This is a genomic window from Microbacterium resistens (assembly GCF_031456305.1).
In the GTDB taxonomy this organism is placed as follows: domain Bacteria; phylum Actinomycetota; class Actinomycetes; order Actinomycetales; family Microbacteriaceae; genus Microbacterium; species Microbacterium resistens_A.
Map to the genome: position 1 here is coordinate 20,020 of NZ_JAVDUM010000001.1, position 17,758 is coordinate 37,777.

At 70.8% G+C, this 17,758-nt stretch carries 19 protein-coding genes; 3 read left to right on the plus strand and 16 right to left on the minus strand.

Going from position 1 to position 17,758, the window contains the following annotated elements; translation table 11 throughout:
* Positions 1-36: 36 nt before the first annotated feature.
* The 4 genes from J2Y69_RS00085 to infC all read right to left on the minus strand — a co-directional run bounded on the left by J2Y69_RS00085 (position 37) and on the right by infC (position 2,251).
* Complete coding sequence (locus tag J2Y69_RS00085; RefSeq protein ID WP_310016433.1) at positions 37-849, minus strand: TrmH family RNA methyltransferase; 813 nt, start codon at positions 847-849, stop codon at positions 37-39.
* Between the two features lie 90 nt (positions 850-939).
* Positions 940-1,326 (minus strand): 50S ribosomal protein L20, encoded by a 387-nt coding sequence (rplT, locus tag J2Y69_RS00090; protein ID WP_310016436.1) that lies wholly within the window; start codon positions 1,324-1,326, stop codon positions 940-942.
* A gap of 29 nt (positions 1,327-1,355) precedes the next feature.
* On the minus strand, positions 1,356-1,550 hold the full coding sequence (gene rpmI, locus J2Y69_RS00095; protein ID WP_310016437.1) for a 50S ribosomal protein L35: 195 nt from the start codon (positions 1,548-1,550) through the stop codon (positions 1,356-1,358).
* Positions 1,551-1,639: 89 nt separating this feature from the next.
* Positions 1,640-2,251 (minus strand): translation initiation factor IF-3, encoded by a 612-nt coding sequence (infC, locus tag J2Y69_RS00100; RefSeq protein WP_310016999.1) that lies wholly within the window; start codon positions 2,249-2,251, stop codon positions 1,640-1,642.
* A 243-nt stretch (positions 2,252-2,494) separates the two neighbouring features.
* On the opposite strand from infC, the gene J2Y69_RS00105 reads away from it, so the two are divergent.
* Entirely contained in the window at positions 2,495-2,887 is a 393-nt protein-coding gene (locus tag J2Y69_RS00105) for a DUF1844 domain-containing protein (protein WP_310016439.1), read from the plus strand.
* A 15-nt stretch (positions 2,888-2,902) separates the two neighbouring features.
* Here the strand turns inward: J2Y69_RS00105 and J2Y69_RS00110 are convergent, their stop codons facing one another.
* From J2Y69_RS00110 to J2Y69_RS00135, 6 genes are all read right to left on the minus strand, one after another.
* A complete protein-coding gene (locus J2Y69_RS00110; protein ID WP_310016442.1) occupies positions 2,903-3,700 on the minus strand; it encodes an SseB family protein in 798 nt (265 codons plus the stop codon).
* Positions 3,684-4,430 carry a bifunctional 1-(5-phosphoribosyl)-5-((5-phosphoribosylamino)methylideneamino)imidazole-4-carboxamide isomerase/phosphoribosylanthranilate isomerase PriA gene (gene priA / locus J2Y69_RS00115; protein ID WP_310016444.1) on the minus strand — a complete coding sequence of 249 codons (747 nt, stop codon included), beginning with the start codon at positions 4,428-4,430 and terminating at the stop codon, positions 3,684-3,686. The genes J2Y69_RS00110 and priA overlap by 17 nt, the downstream gene beginning before the upstream one ends.
* A 132-nt stretch (positions 4,431-4,562) precedes the next feature.
* Positions 4,563-5,195 carry an imidazole glycerol phosphate synthase subunit HisH gene (gene hisH, locus J2Y69_RS00120; protein ID WP_310016445.1) on the minus strand — a complete coding sequence of 211 codons (633 nt, stop codon included), beginning with the start codon at positions 5,193-5,195 and terminating at the stop codon, positions 4,563-4,565.
* Positions 5,192-5,794, minus strand: coding sequence for an imidazoleglycerol-phosphate dehydratase HisB (gene hisB / locus J2Y69_RS00125; protein WP_396653006.1), 603 nt, complete (start codon positions 5,792-5,794; stop codon positions 5,192-5,194). The genes hisH and hisB overlap by 4 nt, the downstream gene beginning before the upstream one ends.
* A complete protein-coding gene (locus tag J2Y69_RS00130; RefSeq protein WP_310016447.1) occupies positions 5,791-6,876 on the minus strand; it encodes a histidinol-phosphate transaminase in 1,086 nt (361 codons plus the stop codon). The genes hisB and J2Y69_RS00130 overlap by 4 nt, the downstream gene beginning before the upstream one ends.
* A gap of 86 nt (positions 6,877-6,962) precedes the next feature.
* Positions 6,963-7,385 carry a LysM peptidoglycan-binding domain-containing protein gene (locus tag J2Y69_RS00135; protein WP_310016449.1) on the minus strand — a complete coding sequence of 141 codons (423 nt, stop codon included), beginning with the start codon at positions 7,383-7,385 and terminating at the stop codon, positions 6,963-6,965.
* 262 nt (positions 7,386-7,647) lie between these two features.
* Between J2Y69_RS00135 and lexA the strand changes: the two genes are divergently transcribed.
* On the plus strand, positions 7,648-8,334 hold the full coding sequence (lexA, locus tag J2Y69_RS00140) for a transcriptional repressor LexA (RefSeq protein ID WP_310016451.1): 687 nt from the start codon (positions 7,648-7,650) through the stop codon (positions 8,332-8,334).
* A gap of 67 nt (positions 8,335-8,401) precedes the next feature.
* Here lexA and metE read toward each other — a convergent pair whose 3' ends face one another.
* Together metE and J2Y69_RS00150 are read right to left on the minus strand one after the other, a co-directional pair.
* The gene (gene metE / locus J2Y69_RS00145) at positions 8,402-10,720 is read right to left on the minus strand and encodes a 5-methyltetrahydropteroyltriglutamate--homocysteine S-methyltransferase (protein WP_310016453.1); all 2,319 of its coding nucleotides are present in this window, start codon (positions 10,718-10,720) and stop codon (positions 8,402-8,404) included.
* Positions 10,721-10,763: 43 nt separating this feature from the next.
* Positions 10,764-11,735 (minus strand): methylenetetrahydrofolate reductase, encoded by a 972-nt coding sequence (locus J2Y69_RS00150; protein WP_310016454.1) that lies wholly within the window; start codon positions 11,733-11,735, stop codon positions 10,764-10,766.
* 188 nt (positions 11,736-11,923) lie between these two features.
* Here J2Y69_RS00150 and J2Y69_RS00155 point away from each other — a divergent pair, with 188 nt between their 5' ends.
* Entirely contained in the window at positions 11,924-13,822 is a 1,899-nt protein-coding gene (locus tag J2Y69_RS00155; RefSeq protein WP_310016455.1) for a dipeptidyl-peptidase 5, read from the plus strand.
* A 15-nt stretch (positions 13,823-13,837) separates the two neighbouring features.
* Here J2Y69_RS00155 and smpB read toward each other — a convergent pair whose 3' ends face one another.
* The 4 genes from smpB to prfB all read right to left on the minus strand — a co-directional run bounded on the left by smpB (position 13,838) and on the right by prfB (position 17,639).
* Entirely contained in the window at positions 13,838-14,314 is a 477-nt protein-coding gene (gene smpB, locus J2Y69_RS00160) for an SsrA-binding protein SmpB (RefSeq protein WP_310016456.1), read from the minus strand.
* A 205-nt stretch (positions 14,315-14,519) separates the two neighbouring features.
* On the minus strand, positions 14,520-15,434 hold the full coding sequence (gene ftsX / locus J2Y69_RS00165) for a permease-like cell division protein FtsX (RefSeq protein ID WP_310016457.1): 915 nt from the start codon (positions 15,432-15,434) through the stop codon (positions 14,520-14,522).
* Complete coding sequence (gene ftsE, locus J2Y69_RS00170; RefSeq protein WP_310016458.1) at positions 15,431-16,426, minus strand: cell division ATP-binding protein FtsE; 996 nt, start codon at positions 16,424-16,426, stop codon at positions 15,431-15,433. The genes ftsX and ftsE overlap by 4 nt, the downstream gene beginning before the upstream one ends.
* Before the next feature lie 103 nt (positions 16,427-16,529).
* Positions 16,530-17,639 (minus strand): peptide chain release factor 2, encoded by a 1,110-nt coding sequence (gene prfB, locus J2Y69_RS00175; protein ID WP_310016459.1) that lies wholly within the window; start codon positions 17,637-17,639, stop codon positions 16,530-16,532.
* Between the last annotated feature and the right edge of the window lie 119 nt (positions 17,640-17,758).

The window sequence follows — 17,758 nt, forward strand, 5'->3', positions numbered from 1 at the left end:
ACCGGCGGGCGACGATCGGATGGCGCCCCGGAACGATCAGACGGCGTCGCCCGCGCGCTGGGCGAAGGCGCTCTCGTAGAGGCAGACGCTCGCCGCGGTCGCGAGGTTCAGGGATTCCGCGCGGCCGAAGATCGGCAGCTTCAGCGCCCGATCCGCCAGTTCCAGGGAGGAGGGCTCCAGACCCCGCGCCTCATTGCCGAACAGCCACGCCGTCGGCATCGCGAGGAGTCCCTCCGCCCGTGCCGCGAGCAGGTCGGCGCCCTTCACATCCGCCGCGAGGACGTGCATGCCCGCGCCGTGCGCGCGCTCGACGACGTCGGCGAGGTCGCCGCCGACCGAGATCGGGAGGTGGAACAGCGATCCGGTGGTGGCGCGGACCACCTTCGGGTTGTAGGGGTCGACGGTGCGGCCGGTCAGGACGACGGCGTCGGCGCCCGCGGCGTCCGCGGCGCGGATGATGGTGCCGAGGTTCCCCGGGTCCCGCACCTCCTCGCAGATCGCGACCAGCCGCGGCCCCGCGGCGAAGATCTCCCGCACGGAGGTGGGGGTCTGCTGCGCCACCGCCACCAGCCCCTGAGGGGTGACCGTGTCAGCCATGGCGTTCAGCACGTACTCGGTGACGTACTCCACCCGGACGCCGCCGTCCTCGGCCGCTGCGCGGATGTCGGGATGCTTCTCCCAGCCGGTGGGCGTCGCGAAGAGCTCGACGATCGCGTCCGGCCGATAGGAGAGCGCCTCGCGGACCGCTTGGGGCCCTTCGAGCAGGAAGAGCCCTGTCTCACTGCGGGCACTGCGTTTGGTGAGCTTCGCGACGGCCCGGACGCGTGGGGATCGGGGGTTCTCCAGCACGACTCACAGTCTAGGGACTTCCGGGCCCCTTCCGGAGACGACGACGGGGCGCCCTCCCGAAAGGAGGACGCCCCGGACGACGGGTACGGCTCAGGCGGCCGACTTCGGCGCGTTGACGTCCGAAGGCAGAGCCTTCTTGGCCGTCTCGACGAGCGAGGTGAAGGTCGCCGGCTCGTTGACCGCGAGCTCGGCCAGCATGCGACGGTCCACCTGGACGCCGGCGAGGCCGAGTCCCTGGATGAAGCGGTTGTACGTGATGCCGTTCTGGCGGGCAGCGGCGTTGATGCGCTGGATCCACAGACGACGGAAGTCGCCCTTGCGCTTGCGCCGGTCGCGGTAGGCGTAGACGAGCGAGTGGGTGACCTGCTCCTTCGCCTTCCGGTAGAGACGCGAACGCTGGCCGCGGTAACCCGAGGCGCGTTCGAGGATGACGCGACGCTTCTTCTGCGCGTTGACGGCGCGCTTGACTCTTGCCATGGTGTGTTCCTATCGTGCGTTCGGGCGCGTCAGCGGCCGAGGAGCTTCTTGACGACCTTGAGGTCGTTCCCGGAGATGACCTGGTCCTGGTTCAGGCGGCGCGTGCGACGGCTCGACTTGTGCTCGAGGTTGTGACGCAGGTTGGCCTGCTGCTTCTTGATCTTGCCGCTGCCGGTGATCTTGAAGCGCTTCTTGCTGCCCGAGTGGGTCTTCTGCTTCGGCATCTTCTCTTCCTTCGTATGGCGCCCCCTGGGGGACGACGGGGGTTACCCGCGCAATGCGGGAGTCTTCGTGACGCTCGGGCCGGTGCGGATCACTCCGCGGCCTCGGCGGGTGCCGGCTCGCCCGTCCGCGCGTCGCGGGCGGCCTGCTTGTTCGCGGCGCGCTGAGCGTTCTGCTCGGCCTTCGCCTCGGACTTGTTCTTGAGCGGAGCCACGACCATGACCATGTTGCGACCGTCGATGGTCGGGTTCGACTCGACCGTGCCGAGCTCGGCGACGTCCTCGGCGAACTTCCGGAGCAGACGAACGCCCTGTTCGGGACGGGACTGCTCACGACCGCGGAACAGGATCATCGCCTTGACCTTGTCGCCGGCCTTGAGGAAGCCCTCGGCCCGCTTGAGCTTGGTGATGTAGTCGTGCGCCTCGATCTTCAGACGGAAGCGCACCTCCTTCAGGACCGTGTTGGCCTGATTGCGACGCGCTTCCTTCGCCTTCTGCGCAGCCTCGTACTTGAACTTCCCGTAGTCCATGATCTTGACCACGGGGGGCTTCGAGTTCGGTGCCACCTCGACGAGGTCGAGGTCGGCTTCCTGCGCGAGACGCAGCGCCGCCTCGATACGGACGACGCCGATCTGCTCACCCGCCGGTCCCACGAGGCGGACCTCGGGAACGCGGATGCGCTCATTGGTGCGGGGATCGCTGATGCGGAACTCCTTAGCTGTGGGTTTCGGCCACCGGGACGCTGTCGGCCTCCCGGGCGAATTCGGAGTCTTCCCCACCCGCCGGTGTTCACAGAAACCGGCGTCGCACCCTGGCTACCGGCACGCGGCCGGCGGAGTGCAGAACCCGGTAGCCTTGAACGGCAAGCGCGGGTGGGATCGAGTCCTCTTTCGTTCCGGAGCACAACGCTCCGGAGCCCGCAGAAGTCTACCAGAAAGCGCGATGAAGTGACGATTCCGGAACCGGATGCCTCGACCGACGACCGCCACGAGCACTGGGAGAGGCAGGAGGAGGCCGCCAGCGCCGCGACCCGCGACATCGCCCATGTCCCCGCGGTCGAGGTGATCACGACCACGGCCGTGCACCTCATGAGCGCGGCGGCGGTGAAGGTCGGCCTCGCGGACGATCCGGAGAACCAGATCGACCTCGACGAGGCGCGCAAGCTCATCAACTCCCTCGCCGGGCTCATCACCGCCGGCGCACCGGAGATCAGCGACATGCACGCGCGCTCGCTGCGCGACGGGCTGCGCTCCCTCCAGCTCGCCTTCCGCGAGGCCTCCGTGATCGAGGACCCGATCGGCCAGGGCCCCGGCGAGAAGTGGACCGGTCCGGTCACCTGACGCGGGCGCGCGCCCTCAGGCGCTCCGGCGCAGCTCGATCCTGAGCGAGTCCACGAGCACCGCGATGCGGTCATCGGCAGCCCAGCGCTGGGCGAGACGGGCAAGGACCGCATCGAGCTGCGTCCGGTCCAGCCCATCGACGAGCTCCAGGACGACGACGAGCTCCGGTCCGCGCAGCCGCGCCTCCGGATCCCCTGGTGCCACGGCGACGTCGATCACCGCCAGCTCGGACGCGACGCTCCGCTGGAGCCCCTCGTAGACCTCCGGCGAGAGGAAGCTCGGCTCCCACGGCTGCCCCTGCGCGACCGCCCACACCGCGGGACGGCGCAGGATGAACTCGGTCGGGGACCCCGGGTCCAGCACGATCAGGTCGGTGTCCTCGGCCGAGGCGGCGAGGGCGGCGCGCACGGCCGGCACCGGGATCGGACGCGCGGTGCGATCCCACGCCGACATCGCCTGGACGGAGGAGAAGACGGGCTGGACGCGGCGGCCGTCGGGGGCGGCGACCGTGACGATCGACAGCTCCTGGGTCTTGTCCACGACAAGTCCGCCGGGCGCGACCCCCTCCTCGCCCCGCTCCGCCACCAGGGGGATCAGCACGCGGGCGGCGCGGAAGGCGTCCACAACGTCGGCCTGGCCGCCGGTGCCCGCGCGGAAGCGCAGCAGGGCGTCCAGCAGAGCGGGGTCCGCGGAGCCGTCATCGGCGGCGTGCGGATTGGACTCGAAGCTGCGCCCCTCCCACGGGACGCCGGCGGAATCCCCGACGCGATCGTCGGAGGTGCCGTGGTCGCAGGCGTCAGTCCCCTGCGACATCCAGCGCCTCGGCCAGGGTGAACGCTCCGGCGTAGAGCGCCTTGCCGACGATCGCTCCCTCGACCCCGAGCGGGACCAGTTCGCGGAGCGCGGCGATGTCGTCGAGGTCGGCGATGCCGCCCGATGCCACGACCGGCTTCGGCGTGCGGGAGGCCACCTCGCGGAGCAGGTCGAGGTTGGGCCCGCGCAGCGTGCCGTCCTTGGTGACGTCGGTGACGACGTAGCGGCTGCAGCCGGCGTCCTCCAGGCGGTCGAGCACCGTCCAGAGGTCCCCGCCCTCCTTGGTCCATCCGCGGGCCGCGAGCGTGGTCCCCCGCACGTCCAGCCCAACCGCGATGGCCTCGCCGTAGCGGGCGATGACGTCCGCGGCCCATTCCGGGTTCTCCAGGGCGGCGGTGCCGAGATTGATGCGCGAGGCGCCGCTCTCCAGCGCCGCCTCCAGCGTCGCGTCGTCGCGGATGCCGCCGGACAGCTCGATGCTGACGTGCGGGAAGCGCTTGATGACCTTGCGCAGGATGGCGGTGTTGTTGCCGCGCCCGAAGGCGGCGTCGAGGTCCACGAGGTGGATCCACTCCGCGCCCTGCTCGGCCCACTCTGCCGCCGCGTCGATCGGGTCGCCGTAGCTCGTCTCCGAGCCCGCCTCGCCCTGGGTGAGCCGGACGGCCTGGCCGCCTGCGACGTCCACCGCCGGGAGCAGGATCAGGGAGGGAGCCTGTGCGAAGTCGTTCATGTCGTCCTTCTGTCGCCGACCATCGGTGCCCCCGCGATCCAGGACGGCACGAGAACAGACACTAGTCGGCCGCGGGGTGCCGTTCAAAACGGGGATGAGCGAGGGAACGGACCCACCGAGGCGGGTCTCCCCTTAGAGGGACCCGATCCAGTTCCGGAGGAGCCGGATCCCGGCGTCTCCGGACTTCTCGGGGTGGAACTGGGTGGCCGCCAGCGGCCCGTTCTCGACGGCCGCGAGGAATCGGCTGCCGTAGGTGCTCCAGGTCAGGCTCGGCTGTGGGAAGGGCGGGACGACGTCGAGCTCCCACGACTGCGCGGCATAGGAGTGCACGAAGTAGAAGCGCTCCTCCTCGATGCCGCGGAAGAGCACGCTCCCCTCGTCGGGCTCGACCGTGTTCCACCCCATGTGCGGGAGGATCGGGGCGTCGAGCTCGCGGACGACACCCGGCCACTCCCCCAGTCCCTCGACGTCGGCACCGCGCTCCACGCCCCGCTCGAACATCACCTGCATGCCCACGCAGATCCCCAGCACCGGCCGCCCGCCGGCCAGCCGCCTTTCGATGATCTCGTCCCCCCGCTGCGCGGAGAGCGCCGCGCGGACCGCCGCGAACGCGCCGACGCCGGGAACGAGCAGACCGTCGGCCTCCAGGGCCGCCGTCCTGTCTCCGGTGAGCTCCGCGTCGGCGCCCGCCTTCACCAGCGCCTTGACCGCGGAGTGGACGTTGCCGGATCCGTAGTCGAAGACCACGACCCGAGGACGCGTCACAGCGCGCCCTTCGTGGACGGGACGCCCTCGACGAGCGGGTCCAGGGCCTTAGCCTGCCGGAATGCCCGCGCGAAGGCCTTGAACTCGGCCTCGGCGATGTGATGCGGGTCACGTCCGCCGAGCACCCGCACGTGCACGGTCAGGCCGGCGTTGAACGAGATCGCCTCGAAGGCGTGCCGCACCAGGGAGCCGGTGAAATGGCCGCCGATCAGGTGCAGCGGGAATCCGTCCGGCTCACCGTCGTGCACGAGGTAGGGGCGGCCGGAGATGTCGACGACCGCCTGCGCCAACGCCTCGTCCAGCGGCACCAGCGCATCGCCGTAGCGGGAGATGCCCGCCTTGTCGCCGAGCGCGTCGCGGATCGCCTGGCCGAGGACGATCGACACGTCCTCCACCGTGTGGTGCGCGTCGATGTCGGTGTCGCCGGAGGCCCGGACCGTCAGATCGGTCAGCGAGTGCTTGGCGAAGGCGGTGAGCAGGTGGTCGAAGAACGGCACGGAGGTGTCGATCCTGCTCCGGCCCGTGCCGTCCAGGTTCAGCTCGAGCTCGACCGTCGACTCCGAGGTCGAGCGGGTCCGGGTGGCGGTGCGGGCGGTCATGATGCCGATCCTACCGAGGCGAGGGCGTCCAGGAACGCGGTCGTCTCCGCCTCCGTCCCGGCCGTGACCCGCAGGTGGCCGGGGATCCCGACGTCACGGATGAGCACCCCGCGGTCGTAGAGCGCCGTCCAGGTCGCGGCGGGATCGGCGACGCCGCCGAAGAGCACGAAGTTCGTCCATGAGTCGTGCGGCACGTAGCCGATCGCCTCGAGCGTCGCGGAGATCCGATCCCGCTGCTCGACGATCTCATCGACCATCGCGAGCATCGTCGGGGCGTTCCGCAGCGCTGCGACCGCGGCCGCCTGCGTGAGCGCGCTCAGGTGGTACGGGAGCCGGACCAGGCGGAGCGCGTCGATGAAGGCGGGGTCGGCCGCGAGGTAGCCCACACGGGCTCCGGCGAAGGCGAAGGCCTTGCTCATCGTGCGCGAGACCGCCAGCCGCGGCCGGCCGGGGAGCAGCGTGAGGGCCGACGGCGCGTCCTTCGGCGCGAACTCCTGATACGCCTCGTCGACGACGACGATGCCGCGCGCCGTCTCGTAGACGGCCTCGATCAGGTCGAGGCCGAGCGGAGTCCCGGTGGGATTGTTGGGCGCGCACAGCAGCACGACGTCCGGGTCGGCCGCAGCGATCTGCGCGACGGCGTCCGCCACGGAGATCGTGTAGTCCGGCTGCCTGGTCCCGGCTTCCCAGCGCGCGCCCGTGCCTTGGGCGAGCAACGGATACATCGAGTACGTGGGGGCGAAGCCGAAGACGGTCCGCCCAGGACCGGCGAAGGCCTGGAGGATGTGCTGGAGGACCTCGTTGGAGCCGTTCCCGGCCCAGATGTTCTCGGCGCCCAGCCCGTGTCCCAGGTAGCCCGCGAAACCCTCGCGCAGCGTGGTGAACTCCCGGTCCGGATAGCGATTGACCTGCTGCAGCGCCACGGCGATGTCATCGAGGATGTCGCTGGCGACCGCGTCCGGCACAGGATGCGTGTTCTCGTTCACGTTCAGCGCGATGGGGAGCGGCGCTTGAGGCGCGCCGTAGGGGCGGAGTCCGCGGAGATCGTCGCGCAACGGGAGGTCATCGAGGGATGCAGTCACCCTGCCATGCTAGGACGCGGAACCCATAGCCGTGGGCGCTGGGGCGTCTTACAGCGCCGGTTGCCTTGCCTCGCTGACGGGCGAGGTCACTTCGCCGATGCGTACTCCGCGGGGATCGAGATCTGCTGTCCGATGTCCAGGGAGCCGCGCTCGATGAGGTTCAGCCGGGCGATGGCCGACACGACGTCGCGGGGATCGGCGTCCGGCGCCACCTCGGCGGCGATCGACCACAGCGTGTCGCCGGGCATGACCGTGACCGTCTCGAAGGCGCCACCGGTCGTCTGCGACCCCGAGGCGAGCGCCGACCCGCCGCTCAGGACCGCGAAAGCGATGGCCCCGGCGATCGGAAGCGCGGCGAAGGCCGCCAGGACGCGTCGTCCCCGTGCGGTGATGCGGAGACGGGTGCTCGTGGGTTCCGCACCCTTCTGCGGGCCACGGGCAGCGGTCACCGCACGCCGCTGGCGCGCAATCGAGGTGGGAACCACGGGGGTGATGGTGATGCTGCTCATGTCGTCTGCTCCTTCGGACGTCTGGCGTAGGTTCGCATCCTGCGATCCGGTGAGGGACCGGGATGCGAACCTACGTTCCGAAGATATCTTCGAGTTCGAACATCTGTCAAGCGTTCTTCGACGATCCGCCCCCGGATCCGAGGACACGCTCGAACAGATCTTCCTTTTCTACACGATCTTCGGATACGGTTTCGATATAGACAGCCCACCACGGGCCACCGACATTCGAATCCGCACCGGCGGAACTGACGGAGGAGAAGCCATGAGCGATGGCGCGACGTCCGGCCAGGAGGCCGCCCGCACCCGGCGGCGCAAGAGCCTCAGCCCGAAGCAGATGGCGATCCTCGAGGTCATCCAGACGGCGATCGCCCGGAACGGCTATCCGCCGAGCATGCGCGAGATCGGCGACGCCGTCGGCCTCAAGTCCCTCTCCAGCGTCACGCACCAGCTCGGCCAGCTGGAGCTCAGCGGCTACCTCCGCCGCGACCCCGGCAAGACGCGCGCCATGGAGGTCCTCATCGACCTTCCGGGCACCGCAGGGGAGAATCCGGCCGATCTCGCGCCGTCCGTCGGCGATGCGGCGCTCGTCCCGCTCGTCGGACGGATCGCCGCCGGCGTCCCCATCACCGCCGAGCAGCAGGTCGAGGAGATCTTCCCCCTCCCCCGTCAGCTCGTCGGCAAGGGCGACCTCTTCATGCTCAAGGTCTCGGGCGAGTCCATGATCGACGCCGCGATCTGCGATGGGGACTGGGTCGTCGTCCGCGCGCAGAACACCGCCGACAACGGCGAGATCGTTGCCGCGATGCTCGACGGTGAGGCGACCGTCAAGACCTTCCGCCGGCGCGACGGGCACACCTGGCTGCTGCCGCGCAACTCGGCCTTCGAGCCGATCCTCGGCGACGAGGCCGTCGTCCTCGGCAAGGTCGTCGCCGTGCTGCGCTCGGTCTGACGCCTCATCGAAGAGCGGGCCCCGCCGGATCCTGTCCGGCGGGGCCCGCTCTTCTGTGAGGGCCCGCTCAGACCGCCGCGGTCACACCCGCCCGCACCCGGTGCGTCGCCTCGACGATGTTGCGCAGCGATGCGTTCGTCTCCTCGTATCCCCGGGTCTTCAGCCCGCAGTCGGGGTTCACCCAGAGCTGACGGATCGGGATCTCCTCCACCGCCCGGCGGAGCAGGGACTCGATCTCGTCGACGCTCGGGACGCGCGGCGAGTGGATGTCGTACACGCCGGGGCCGATGCCGTGGTCGAAGCCGGCCGATGCGACGTCCGAGACGACCTCCATGCGGCTGCGGGCCGCCTCGATCGAGGTCACGTCCGCGTCGAGCGCCCGGATCGCGTCGATCACGACGCCGAACTCCGAGTAGCAGAGGTGCGTGTGGATCTGCGTGGCCGGGGCCGCGCCGGCCGTCGCCAGCCGGAAGGAGTCCACCGACCAGTCCAGGTAGGCGGGCTGGGCGGCCTTCTTCAGCGGCAGCAGCTCGCGCAGCGCCGGCTCGTCCACCTGGATGACGGCGATGCCCGCGGCCTCGAGGTCGGCGATCTCGTCGCGGAGCGCGAGCGCGACCTGGTTCGCCGTCTCCCCCAGCGGCTGGTCGTCGCGGACGAACGACCACGCCAGGATCGTGACGGGACCCGTGAGCATGCCCTTGACCGGCTTGACCGTGAGGGACTGCGCGAAGGCGGACCAGGCGACCGTGATCGGTGCAGGCCTGGACACATCGCCCCACAGGATCGACGGACGCGTCGCCCGGGAGCCGTAGGACTGCACCCACCCGTTCTCCGTGACATCGAAGCCGTCGAGGTGCTCCGCGAAGTACTGCACCATGTCGTTGCGCTCGGGCTCGCCGTGCACCAGCACGTCCAGCCCCAAGTCCTCCTGGAGCGTGACGACACGGCCGATCTCGTCGCGGAGAAAGCCCTCGTAGTCCTCCGCCGTGATCTCACCGCGGCCGAACCGTGCGCGCGCCCGGCGGATCTCGCCGGTCTGCGGGAAGGAGCCGATCGTCGTCAGCGGCAGCGCCGGCAGGCCGAGCGCCTCCTGCGCGGCCACACGAATCTCGTAGGCGTCGCGGGCGAAGTCGCCCTCGACCAGCGCAGCCGCGCGGGCGCGCACGGCGCCGTCCCGGACGCCCGGCGCGCCGAGGCGGTCGGCGAGGGCGGCGGACGCGGCGTCGAGATCCGCAGCGATCGCCGCGCGCCCCTCGCGGAGCCCTCGGGCGAGGGCGACCACCTGCGCGACCTTCTGGTCGGCGAACGCCAGCCAGGAGACCAGGCGCGCATCGAGCCTCGTCTCGTCCTCCACGTCGTGCGGCACGTGCAGCAGCGACGTCGAGGTGGCGGCGGCGACGGAGGCGCCGAGCGCCCGCAGCCGCTCCAGCGCGCCGAAGCCGGCGGCGAGGTCGCCCCGCCAGATGTTGTGCCCGTCCACCACGCCGCCGACGAGCGTCTTCCCGGACAGCCCCGGCACGCTCTGGGTCGGCACCGTGCCGCGGACGAGGTCGAGCCCGATCGCCTCGACGGGCGCTGCGGCGAGCACCGCGAGGTTCGCGTCGAGCGAGGCGTACGGTGCGGCGACGAAGATCGCCGGACGGTCCGCGGCTCCGCCGAGGACCGCGTAGGCGCGGGCGGCGGCCTCGCCGAGCACGGCGGGCGAGGCGGGCAGGGACTCGCTCACGAGCGCGGGCTCGTCCAGCTGGACCCATTCCGCGCCCGCCGCCTTCAGGCGGGCGAGCAGTTCGGCGTACACCGGGAGCAGGTCATCCAGACGGGAGAGCGGGTCGAACCCCTCGGGGGCCTCGTCCTGCGCCTTCGACAGCGCGAGCAGCGTGACCGGGCCCACGAGCACCGGTCGGGTGACGTAGCCGGCCTCCGCCGCCTCCGCGACCTCGCGGACGATGCGGTCGCTGGAGAGCGAGAAGGCGGTCCCCGGTCCGATCTCGGGCACGAGGTAGTGGTAGTTCGTGTCGAACCACTTCGTCATCTCCAGCGGCGCGCGCTCCCCCTCGCCGCGGGCGATGGTGAAGTACGCGGACAGACCGATCGACCCGTCCGCGTCCCGCAGATCCGCGAAGCGCTCCGGGATCGCGCCGACGGCCACCGCGGCGTCGAGGACCTGGTCGTAGTAGGAGAACGACTCGGGGATCGAGGAGTCGGCGCGCCCGAGACCGCGCTCGGCGAGACGCTCGCGCGTCGCCGACCGCAACCCTGCGGCCACCGCCTCGAGCTCGCCCTCGGCGATCCGGCCGGCCCAGTACGCCTCGACGGCCTTCTTGAGCTCGCGACGGCGCCCGATGCGCGGGTAGCCGAGGATCGTTCCCTCGGGGAATGCGGTCATGTCGGTCCTCTTCTCTGTGGGTGGGGTTCGTGTCCTGTCGCGCTCAGCGCGTCGGGACGGCGTGCAAGATGCCCGCGTCCTCGAGCACGCGGAGCACGGTGGTGTGCTGGTTGAAGGCGTACAGGTGCACGCCGGGGGCGCCGCCGGCGACGACCTCGCGGGCGAGCCTGGCCGCCCACTCGATCCCGATCCCGGTGCGGCCCTCGGCCGTCGGCTCCACCTGGAGCGCGATGGCCAGCTCGCTCGGCAGGTCCTCGCCGGTGAGCTCCAGGACGCGGTTCAGCCGGGCGGAGGAGGTGATCGGCATGATCCCGGGGAGGATCGGGATGGTGACGCCCGCCGCGCGCGCCCGCTCGACGAACGCGAGGTAGTCGTCGGCGTGGAAGAAGAGCTGCGTGATCGCGAGCGTGGCGCCGGCCGCCTGCTTGGCGACGAGGGCCTCGACGTCCTGCGTCCGGTGCGCCGAACGCGGATGCCCCTTCGGGAATGCCGCGACCGCGATGCTGACCCTGCGCCGCGGCGAGACGCGGACGGCGCCGGGCAGGCCGGGGACCGGCTCCTCCTCATAGGGGGCGCGCGCCGCCTGGACCCGGTCGATCAGCTGTACGAGCTGGGCGGCGCTCTCCAGATCGCCCAGGAAGGGCTCGCTCTCATCGATCGGCGGATCCCCACGGAGCGCGAGGAAGCTGAGGATCCCGGCGTCGAGGAACTCGCGGATGAGGCGGGTGGCGCCGGCGTAGGTGTTGCCCACGCAGGTGAGGTGCGCGAGGGGCTCGACATCGGTGTTCTCGCGGATGAAGCGGAGGATCTCCAGCGAGCGTCCGCCGGTGGAGCCCCCTGCACCGTAGGTCACCGAGATGAAGCGGGGGCCCGCCTGGGCGAGGCGGAGGACGGTGTCGCGCAGCGCCTCCGAGGAGGACACGGTCCTCGGGGGGTAGAGCTCGAAGGAGAACGGCACGGCCGGAGCCGGACAGGATCCCTCCGACGGCGCGCTGCGCGGCGACTCGAAGGACATGCGCTCTCCTTGACCCGGCGATCGGGGACCGATCGGCCATCCGGCGCGCGGACTGCTCCCGGATCGATGCCGGACTCGGCCCGAGGAGGACATCCGGATCGGCTGCCCTCCCACACGGTAGGCAGCGGCGGCCATGCCCGCACACTTGTGTGACGCCGTGTGTCGGACGGCATCGTTAGGCTCGGATCATGACCGCACCCTACGGTTCCTGGCCCTCGCCCCTGTCCGCATCCGAGCTCGCCTCGTCCGGTGCCCGCCTCGACGGCGCGCGCTTCGTGGGCCGCGAGACGTGGTGGGGCGAGTCCGTCCCGGCCGAGCGCGGGCGGATGGGCGTCCGGCGCCGGAGCGCCGACGGAGAGACCGCCGACGTGCTCCCCTCGCCCTGGAGCGCACGGTCCCGCGCGCACGAGTACGGCGGCGGCTCCTGGACCGCGTCTACGGACGGCACGCTCCTCTTCGTCGACGCGGAGGACCAGCGGATCCATCGGCTGGATCCCGATGCGGACATGCCCGTCCCGCTGACCGTGCCGGGCGCGCGCTACGGCGGCCTCTCGCTCCAGCAGGGACGCCTGTTCGCCGTGCGGGAGGATCTGCGTCCGGAACCGCACGAGCGCGCGCTCGTGGAGGTCCCGCTGGACGGATCCGCCGCGGAGGACGACGCGGCCCTGCGCTGGGTCGTCCGCGGCGAGTCGTTCTGGGCACACCCTGCGCTCTCCCCCGACGGCACCAGGATCGCGTTCGTCGAGTGGGGCGGCACCCGGATGCCGTGGGAGTCCGCGCTGCTGCGGATCAGCGCCGTGGACGGGTCAGCCTCCGTGGCCGTCCCGACGCGCGCGGCGCTCCAGCCGGAGTGGACGGGCGAGGACGAGCTGCTCTTCGCCGACGATCCGAGCGGGCGCTGGAACCTTCTGAGGGTGGGCGTCGACGGGCTCAGGATCACCGCGGACCCCTCCCCCGTCTCTCCCGCCGACGCCGACACGGGCGGCGGGCTCTGGGTCCTGGGCCAGCGGTGGTACCGGCCCCTCCCCGACGACCGGATCCTGGCGGTCCGTACGAACGGGTCCGACGAGCTGGTCGTGATCGGTCGGGACGGGGACGCGCGGCCCCTGCCGATCCCGATGGATGCGGAGCTCAGCATCGAGGACGTCCGCGTCGACGGGGAGGGCGTGCATGCGCTGATCTCCGGCCACGGCACCCGCGTCACCCCCGGCATCTGGCTCGTGGACGTCGACGGCGGCACCGTGGAGGCCGTGCGCGGCGGAGACGCGGTCGATGCCGCCTGGTTCCCCCCGGCGCGCCCTCTGACGTTCCCCGGCCCCCACGGTCCCGTGCACGCCTTCGACCATCCGCCCGCGAACCCGGAGACGACGGCGCCGGCCGACGAGCTCCCGCCGTACGTCATCTCCGTGCACGGCGGCCCGACGGCTCATGTCTCGGGTGCGGTCGCGCTGTGGATCGCCTACCTGACCAGTCGCGGGATCGGGGTGCTGGAGGTCAATTACGGCGGCTCGACCGGCTACGGCCGGGCCTACCGCGAGCGACTCGACGGCCAGTGGGGCGTCGTGGACGTGGACGATGTGCTGGCCGCCGCCCGCGGCCTCGCGGACGCCGGCCTCGCGGACCCTGCACGACTCGCGATCCGCGGCGGGTCGGCGGGAGGGTGGACGGTCCTCGGAGCGCTCGTGCGGGGCGGCGTCTTCGCCGCCGGGATCGATCGCTACGGCGTCGCCGACGCGCGGATGCTCGCCGCGGACACTCACGACTTCGAGAAGCACTATCTGGACGGTCTGATCGGACCGCTGCCCGCCGCCGAGGAGATCTACCTCGAACGCTCCCCGCTGACGCACTCGGATCGGATCGACGTTCCGGTCCTCATCCTGCAGGGCGCCGACGACGCGGTCGTGCCGCCGTCGCAGTCCGAGTCGATCCGCGACGCGCTGGCCGCCCGCGGCATCCCGCACGAGTACGTGCTGTACCCCGGGGAGGATCACGGGTTCCGTCAGGCGGAGACCATCATCGACGCGGCCAAGACCGAGCTCGGCTTCCTCGGGCGGGTCTTCGGCTTCGTCCCGGATCCGGGACGCTGAGCGTCCCTCGTCCTGCTACTCGCCGACGCGGTTGCGCAGGCGCATGGCGCGCTCGGCCTCGCGCGTGTCCTGGCGCTCGCGCAGGGTCTGGCGCTTGTCATACTCGCGCTTGCCCTTGGCGAGCGCGATCTCGACCTTCGCACGGCCGTCCGAGAAGTAGAGCCGCAGGGGGACGAGGGTGTAGCCGCCGGCGGAGACCGCATGCTCCAGCCTCGCGATCTCCTCCCTGTGCAGGAGCAGCTTGCGCACGCGCTTCGCCGAATGGTTGGTCCAATGTCCCTGGGAGTACTCCGGGATGTGCACGGAGTCCAGGAAGGCCTCGCCGCCCTTGATGAAGGCATAGCCGTCACTGAGGTTCGCACGCCCCTGGCGCAGAGACTTCACCTCGGTCCCCGTGAGGACGAGCCCCGCCTCGTAGGACTTCTCGAGGTTGTAGTCGTGACGGGCGCGTCGGTTGGTCGCGACGACCTTCTCCCCGCGTTCCCTGGGCATGATCTCTCCTGTGTCTGAAATGCCGGCTTCTCGCCTGCCTCAGCGCGAACGGCGTCGGGGCAGCCTGTCAGTCTAGCAAAGACACTGCCGTCTCCGCGCGCACGAGCCGGTGCGGGCGGGGCCGGCGCCCTCAGAGCCAGTGGGGAGAGCCTGTGCCCTCAGAGCCAGTGGACAGGGCCAGCGGACACGAAGCGCCCTCGCCCGATCAGGCGCGCAGCCAGCGACGGATCGCGAACCCCGCCGACAGCGCGGCGAGGATCACACCGATCCCGATGAGCACCGGAACGACCAGCAGCGCATCGTTCACGGTGATCCACGATGTGATGAACGACACCCTCGTGGACAGGTAGTCCTGCACGCCGAACCGCACGCCGAGCACCACCGCGGCGCTCGCCAGCAGCGAGCCGATCACCGCGGCGAAGACCCCCTCCAGGACGAACGGAGTCTGGATGAACCTGTTCGACGCGCCGACGAGTCGCATGATGCCGATCTCGCGGCGTCTCGCATAGGCGGACAACCGGATGGTCGTGGCGATCAGCAGGACCGCGGCGATCAGCATCAGCCCCGCGATGCCGACGGCGATGTAGGTCGCGACCGTGAGCGTGGTGAAGAGCGGATCCAGGTACTCGAGCTGATCCTTCACCTCTTCCACGCCCTTGACGCCCTGGAACGCCTCGGTGATTACGGACGACTGCGTCTGATCCTTCAGGTTGACCCAGAACACGTCGCTCATCTGGTCGACGCTGAGCACGCCTGCGTAGTCGCTCCCGACGAGGTCGAGGGTCTTCTGGTAGGTCTCCTCACGCGTCTCGAAGCGCATGTCGGCGATGAGCGGGGCGAGCGTCGAGCTCTCCAGCTCCGCCTTGACGGCGTCGATCTGCTCCGGAGTGGCGACCCCGTCGACACAGCCCTCGGTGGTCGAGGCCGCCGAGCACATGTAGACGGCGATCTGGGCGCGGTCCTCCCAGTAGGCCCGCATCGTGCCTATCTGGGACTGCATGAGGATCGCCGCACCGACGAACGTCAGCGACACGAAGGTGACGAGCACCACCGAGATGACCATCGAGGCGTTGCGGCGAAGGCCGGTGAACGCCTCGGAGAGGATGAGTCCGAGCCTCATGACGTCGGACCCACTTCCTCGTCGTTGCCGGTATCGAGCCCGAGCCGATCGGCCACGCCGAGCTCGGCGACGTCCACGGACGGGAGTGTGATGGGGTGCGTGCGCGGGTGCTCGGGCCCGGCCGGAGCCGCACCGGCGACCGGAGCTGTCTGCGCGGGCGCTGCCTGCGCCGGGGACGCCTGTACGGGGGCTGCGGGAGCCGTCTCGTTCACGGCGGCGGTCTGCCGCTGGACCTCCAGGACCGCGGTGAGCGCAGCCGTCGCGGCGGCGCCCTTGACGGCCTCGGGCTCCAGGAGCGGGACGTTGGAGCGGTCGCCGTAGCCGCCGCCGACCTCGTCGCGCACCATCTCGCCGTCGCGGAGCTCGATCACGCGGCGCTGCATCTGATCGACGAACGCCGCCTCGTGCGTGGCCATGAGGACCGTCGTGCCGCCCGCGTTGATGCGCGCGAGCAGCTGCATGATGTCCACCGACGTCGCGGGGTCGAGGTTTCCCGTCGGCTCGTCCGCGAGGACGATCTGCGGACGGTTCACGATCGCACGGGCGATCGCGACGCGCTGCTGCTCACCGCCGGAGAGCTCGTGCGGCAGCCGCTTCTCCTTGCCGGCGAGGCCGACGAGTGCGAGAGCCTCGGGAACGGCCTGCTGGACGAATCCGCGGGAGGAGCCGGTCACCTGGAGGGTGAAGGCGACGTTCTGGAACACGGTCTTCGACGGCAGCAGCCGGAAGTCCTGGAACACCGAGCCGATGTTGCGACGGAAGTACGGGACCTTGCGGTTGGCGATGGTGCGCAGGTCGCGGCCGAGCACGGCGACGCGACCCGACGAGGGCGTCTCTTCACGGAGGATGAGCTGCAGGCAGGAGGACTTCCCGGATCCGGAGGCCCCGACGAGGAAGACGAACTCACCCCGCTGCACTTCGAAGTCGACGCCGCTGAGCGCGGGGCGCTTGGTCCCGCGGTAGCGCTTGGTGACGTTCTCGAAACGGATCATGGCCTAACGAGCCTAAGCGGGGCCCGCCGCGTGCCCCGGCACGACACCCCGCACGACCGATCCGTCCGCACGACGGATCCGGCGCCGACCCGGTCCGTCGGGGTCAGTCCTCGTCCTTGCGCTTGCGCCAACGGATGCCCGCGGAGATGAATCCGTCCAGGTCGCCGTCGAACACCGATGCGGGGTTGCCCGACTCGTGACCGGTCCGCAGGTCCTTCACCAGCTGCTGCCCGTAGAGGAAGTAGGAGCGCATCTGGTCGCCCCAGCTCGCGGTGATCGTCCCGGCGAGCTCCTTCTTCTTCGCCGCCTCCTCCTCCTTCTGCAGGAGGAGCAGGCGGGTCTGGAGCACGCGCATGGCGGCGGCCCGGTTCTGGATCTGGGACTTCTCGTTCTGCATCGACACGACGATGCCGGTCGGGAGGTGTGTCAGTCGCACCGCCGAGTCCGTGGTGTTCACCGACTGGCCGCCGGGGCCCGAGGAGCGGAAGACGTCGACGCGGACATCGCCCTCGGGGATGTCGACCTCGGTGGCCTCCTCCATCAGCGGGATGACCTCGACCGCCGCGAAGGAGGTCTGGCGCTTGTCGGCGGAGCCGAAGGGGCTGATCCTGGCGAGACGATGCGTGCCCGCCTCGACCGAGAGCGTGCCGAACGCATAGGGGGTGTCGACCTCGAACGTCGCGGACTTGATCCCCGCGCCCTCGGCGAAGGAGGTGTCCAGGACCTTGACGGGGTACTTGTGCTGCTCGGCCCAGCGCAGGTACATGCGCAGCAGCATCTCGGCGAAGTCGGTGGCGTCGTCGCCTCCAGCGCCAGAGCGGATCGTGATGATCGCGGCCCGCTCGTCGTACTCGCCGTCCAGCAGCGTCTGCACCTCGAGCTGGTTGATGACGTCGGTGAGGGCGGCGAGCTCGGTACGGGCCTCTGCCGCCGAGTCCTCGTCCTCCATCTCGTTGGCGAGCTCGATGAGCACCTCGAGGTCGTCGAGCCGACGCCCGACCCCCTCGATCCTGGCGAGCTCCGCCTGACGCCTGCTGAGCGCGCTGGTCACCTTCTGTGCGTTGTCGGTGTCGTCCCAGAGGTCGGGGGCGCCGGCTTGTTCACTGAGGCGGGCGATGTCCGCGCGCACCGAATCGACGTCGACGACCTCACGGATGTCGCCGAACGTCTGCCGGAGGGAGTGGATGTCGGCGGAGAGATCGAGTTCGAGCATGGCACCTCAGACTATCGCGCGGCGCCCCGTTCTCCGCATCCGCCGGCTTCGCCCGCCCGGATCCCACCCGCCTGCGCCCTCCCCGCCTATGCTCTGCCCGCCTGCACCCTGCCCGCCTG

Coding starts and splice junctions, on each gene's coding strand:
- ftsX (WP_310016457.1), bottom strand. CDS start 15,434: ATGAGGCTCGGACTCATCCTCTCCGAGGCGTTCACCGGCCTTCGCCGC.
- J2Y69_RS00155 (WP_310016455.1), top strand. CDS start 11,924: ATGACCGCACCCTACGGTTCCTGGCCCTCGCCCCTGTCCGCATCCGAG.
- J2Y69_RS00135 (WP_310016449.1), bottom strand. CDS start 7,385: ATGAGCAGCATCACCATCACCCCCGTGGTTCCCACCTCGATTGCGCGC.
- metE (WP_310016453.1), bottom strand. CDS start 10,720: ATGACCGCATTCCCCGAGGGAACGATCCTCGGCTACCCGCGCATCGGG.
- rpmI (WP_310016437.1), bottom strand. CDS start 1,550: ATGCCGAAGCAGAAGACCCACTCGGGCAGCAAGAAGCGCTTCAAGATC.
- priA (WP_310016444.1), bottom strand. CDS start 4,430: ATGAACGACTTCGCACAGGCTCCCTCCCTGATCCTGCTCCCGGCGGTG.
- prfB (WP_310016459.1), bottom strand. CDS start 17,639: ATGCTCGAACTCGATCTCTCCGCCGACATCCACTCCCTCCGGCAGACG.
- lexA (WP_310016451.1), top strand. CDS start 7,648: ATGAGCGATGGCGCGACGTCCGGCCAGGAGGCCGCCCGCACCCGGCGG.
- smpB (WP_310016456.1), bottom strand. CDS start 14,314: ATGCCCAGGGAACGCGGGGAGAAGGTCGTCGCGACCAACCGACGCGCC.
- J2Y69_RS00110 (WP_310016442.1), bottom strand. CDS start 3,700: ATGTCGCAGGGGACTGACGCCTGCGACCACGGCACCTCCGACGATCGC.
- J2Y69_RS00150 (WP_310016454.1), bottom strand. CDS start 11,735: ATGTCCTTCGAGTCGCCGCGCAGCGCGCCGTCGGAGGGATCCTGTCCG.
- rplT (WP_310016436.1), bottom strand. CDS start 1,326: ATGGCAAGAGTCAAGCGCGCCGTCAACGCGCAGAAGAAGCGTCGCGTC.
- ftsE (WP_310016458.1), bottom strand. CDS start 16,426: ATGATCCGTTTCGAGAACGTCACCAAGCGCTACCGCGGGACCAAGCGC.
- hisB (WP_396653006.1), bottom strand. CDS start 5,794: ATGACCGCCCGCACCGCCACCCGGACCCGCTCGACCTCGGAGTCGACG.